3 protein-coding genes are annotated in these 3,682 nt (G+C 45.7%); 1 reads left to right on the plus strand and 2 read right to left on the minus strand.

From position 1 onward, the window contains the following. Positions 1-450: 450 nt before the first annotated feature. Positions 451-1,407, minus strand: coding sequence for a hypothetical protein (locus tag F6K49_RS37120; RefSeq protein WP_293030046.1), 957 nt, complete (start codon positions 1,405-1,407; stop codon positions 451-453). A 390-nt stretch (positions 1,408-1,797) separates the two neighbouring features. On the opposite strand from F6K49_RS37120, the gene F6K49_RS37125 reads away from it, so the two are divergent. Continuing rightward, positions 1,798-2,502 carry a tetratricopeptide repeat protein gene (locus F6K49_RS37125; RefSeq protein ID WP_293030049.1) on the plus strand — a complete coding sequence of 235 codons (705 nt, stop codon included), beginning with the start codon at positions 1,798-1,800 and terminating at the stop codon, positions 2,500-2,502. Positions 2,503-2,676: 174 nt separating this feature from the next. On the opposite strand, the gene F6K49_RS37130 is transcribed toward F6K49_RS37125, so the two are convergent. Then, entirely contained in the window at positions 2,677-3,054 is a 378-nt protein-coding gene (locus F6K49_RS37130; RefSeq protein WP_293030052.1) for a hypothetical protein, read from the minus strand. Between the last annotated feature and the right edge of the window lie 628 nt (positions 3,055-3,682).

A 3,682-nucleotide genomic window follows, 5' to 3' on the forward strand; every position in this document is an offset into this window, starting at 1 on the left:
AAGGAGCGCGAATAGTCGTGATTTTGGCCAAATTTATCTAACCATACTCAAAAGCCGAATCACGAATTGTTAGTCATTTGAGTTGATTGAAGCCGGCTAATTAGTCAGATTTTAATGACTAAATTTGGGGATTTTTCGGAAAATTTTGAGCTATTTCCCTATCCCCCTATCCCCCTATCCCCCTATCTCCTTTTCTCGTTAACTTATTTTTCTTTGAAACAGCCCTGCCTCCCAGGAGGGGAATATGAGGAGATAGGGAAATTGGGAGATTGGGGGAAGAGAAAGTTGTACGTTTGACCGCAACTTGGTATGAGGTGTGAGGTATGAGGTATGATGTGTCAGGTGTTAGGTCTGAGGTGTTAGATGTTGGGTTAAGTTCTGGTACTTAATGCCTCATCAAGCCCATCCAATGGACCTAGTTTCTAGGATAAGAACAACCCGATGGCTTAGTTAAAATAGCTCATGGGGAAAATCATCACATCTTAACCTTTCATACTCTTTGAGAGCCCACTCATTCTCTTCAGTGTATTTGGTTACCAGCTTAATGCATTGCTGTCTACGTCGATCCTGCTCCTGAGCTTGTTGTTGTGCTTTTTCTCTGGCTATGCGTTGAGCCTCTTGCTGGGCTTGTCGTCTGACTCGTTGAGCCTCTTGCTGGGCTTGTCGTCTGACTCGTTGAGCTTCTTTGTGGGCTTCTATGGTAGAAATTTTAGCATCTGCCCTGTCTATAATTGGTTCAACTTTCTTTTGCCAATAGCTAGTGGTCACCCTCCTAGCGTTTTGCTTAGCCTGTTGCCATTGACCTGCCTCCAGGGCTTGAAGTGCTTGTTTGCGAATCGATACATTCACAGCCCACTCTTGTTTCCATTGGGCAATGGTCTCCGGTAATTTTTGACGAATCAGAGTAGTTTCAGGGATGACTTGAGTTAGAGCAATGGCTTCATTGAGCTTCCCTTGTTCCTGATACAGCTTGGTAGCTTTCTGAAATAGGCTCTTAGACCACTGATTAATTATCTGTTGTGCCTCTTGGTAAGGAACACTATCTGGGGTCAGCTTATTGGCCTCGATAATTGCGTCTTTAAATTGGTTCGCTGCAGCTAGTATCTTAGCTTTGCCAAATAGTTTCTGGGCACACTCATCGAAAATAAGCTGAGTCTGTTGATATATAGGCGACTTTTCAGGAATAGTCGTGGCTTTATTGATGCATTCTTCATATTCCCGTTCTGATCGGTGCTTCTGAATCTCTTCTAAGCGTAATAGTGTATTTCGATAACTTTGCCATTCTTGATATGACCAACCTAGCCCTGCACCAATGACAGCAACTGCTAGCCACATCCCTACCATTCGCAGCCATGGGTTGGTTGGGGGCGAAGACACAGGTGGAATTGAAGGGGGAAGGGATGGCACAGGATTTCCTCCTGAGAGTGGATGCTATGGAATAGTAACTATACTATTTTGAACACATCTATCCGCTTTCTGCTATAGCTGCATTTCAGTAATGACAACCAAACCCCAAACCCCAAACCCCAAACCCCTAGGGAATTGTGCATCTTACCAAAAGTGTCCACTCCCAGCCCCTCTATAAAATAATCCCCACAAAATTAATTCGTCTTTCAGGAAACTGTCATATTACTGCTGTAGTCTTCAAAGAAGAGTCCCAAGTCCGAGGGACAATCTGGATGGTTTTCTTGGGTACACCAAAGACGCATGAATAAGTGACACATTAAGACCAACCAGCTGGGTGCTGTTAGCCGTAAGGTTGAATCTAGATAGGCTGCAAATGAGGTTGAGGCAAATATGAATGCTCCTACTTTTCTAAATCGGCAAAACCAAAATCGACAGTGGTTCCCAATGTCCCCTAAAAACCACAGGCATTTAGCACCAGTGAAGCTAGTGCCTAGAAAAAGCCACATACACTCTGTGAAAAGCCTGCGCACCTTAGCAAACTCGAAAGTGAAACAAGGGGATTACAGCAGTGCGATCGCATTGTTAACCCAGTTGATTAATCTCAATCCCACCAGTGCATTAGACTACAACAATCGGGGATTGCTGTATTTCCAAAGTGGTCAGCCCTACAAAGCCCTATTTGATTACAATCAGGCACTGCGAATTGATCCAACATTGGACAGTGCTTACAACAATCGCGCTAATTATTATGCATCAGTTGGGCAACTGGCTGAAGCCCTCACCGACTACGAGCAAGCTATTGATATCAATCCGGGAAATATCCGCACCTGGATTAACCAAGGGATCACCTTCCGGGAATTGGGATTGTACGATTTAGCCCTAGAAAACCTTGACATGGCTCTAATGCTAGGATGCCTGGAAGACCATGTCTATGCCCAGAGAGGGCGTACTTACCATCTCAGGGGTGACTGGAACTGTGCCATCAGCGACTATCAAAAGGCTCTGAAGTGGCTGCCCAAGTCCGGTTCTTCTGATTCCTTGCGCGAGAAAGTGGAAAATTGGATCAATGATTTGCTTAAGCCACTGAGAGCTTGAAGGGGTTAGTGATGAGCTCTTGCCTCCCAAAGAGCGATTCGACCTAGGAGACGCGGGGCGCGTTTGGCCGTAGGCCACGCTACGCGAACGCACCGAGCAAGCTGGACCGATTACCTTTAGCTCAGTTTATGCCCACCGGAAGTATAACTAATTTCCATGCCCTCAGTCTGGCCCTCAGTCTGGATCTTGCCAGACGACCTGAACCTGATTCGGATCACGTCGTAAGCTTTGCTCTCGCATTACTTTCTGGGCTTGCCTGGGGTCAAAAGAGCGACTGAATTCACGGCGCAAGTTATTCACTCGTCTTTCAGTTCGCTTCACCTCTCGTTTGACTTCTCGCAACTTGGCTTGCTGTGAGAGATGATAAGGCAATAGTTCCATTAGTGCGGTAATCGCAGCGGCACAGAGAACTAGGTTAACAAGTAACTTAGCCGTAGTTTCACCAGCAACTGCCCCGTAAGACTGTCGCTGCGGACGGTGCTTGATTCGAGGAACTCTTCGGCGAGGTTTTGATGGTACCCGAGTTGAGTGAGGGGTTTGGATTGCGTTCATTTCCGTTTACAATGCCACGCTGGCACACCAGCGCCCTTGGGTTTATTATTGGGTTGATTAAGATAGAGTTTTTAGTATGCACCTTTTATTTAGCCAGATAATTTAGCTAAAAAATAGTCTTTATGGAAGAATCAAACCCCCAAATAGACTAAGAGCTTAGCATAATGTGAGTTTGATCACATAAGTTTCCTGGTGTTGACTCCAATCCAGGGGACAGGAGCTTCGAGTCAGGATAATATAGCAGTCGCCAGGGCAGGCGCGGACATGACAAAAGTCTCAAACCTAAGTAAGCGCAAGAGTTTGACTTCTGACTTCTGACTTCTGACTTCTGACTTCTGCTATAATTCCGAATTATTGCTTATAATATAGGAAATATCTATTAACCTTCCCAGGTAGACTGGCGTTGGCAGCCATCATTCAACTCCAATTCCCCTCCCGTTATACCCGCGTATGAAGCGTGGGAAAGGGGGCGTATAGGGTGTGGACGCAGGTGACCCACACAGCCCGGAGACGAAACCTTAAAATAAGGTTTGAAGTTACCGTAAGGAGAGTGGAGCCTTAATCATAAAGTTTTAACCCTTTTACCCATAACCGACTAACCATAAAGGCTCCACTCTCCTAAGGTTTA

This window comes from Moorena sp. SIO3I6, from assembly GCF_010672095.1.

Coding starts and splice junctions, on each gene's coding strand:
- F6K49_RS37130 (WP_293030052.1), bottom strand. CDS start 3,054: ATGAACGCAATCCAAACCCCTCACTCAACTCGGGTACCATCAAAACCT.
- F6K49_RS37125 (WP_293030049.1), top strand. CDS start 1,798: ATGAATGCTCCTACTTTTCTAAATCGGCAAAACCAAAATCGACAGTGG.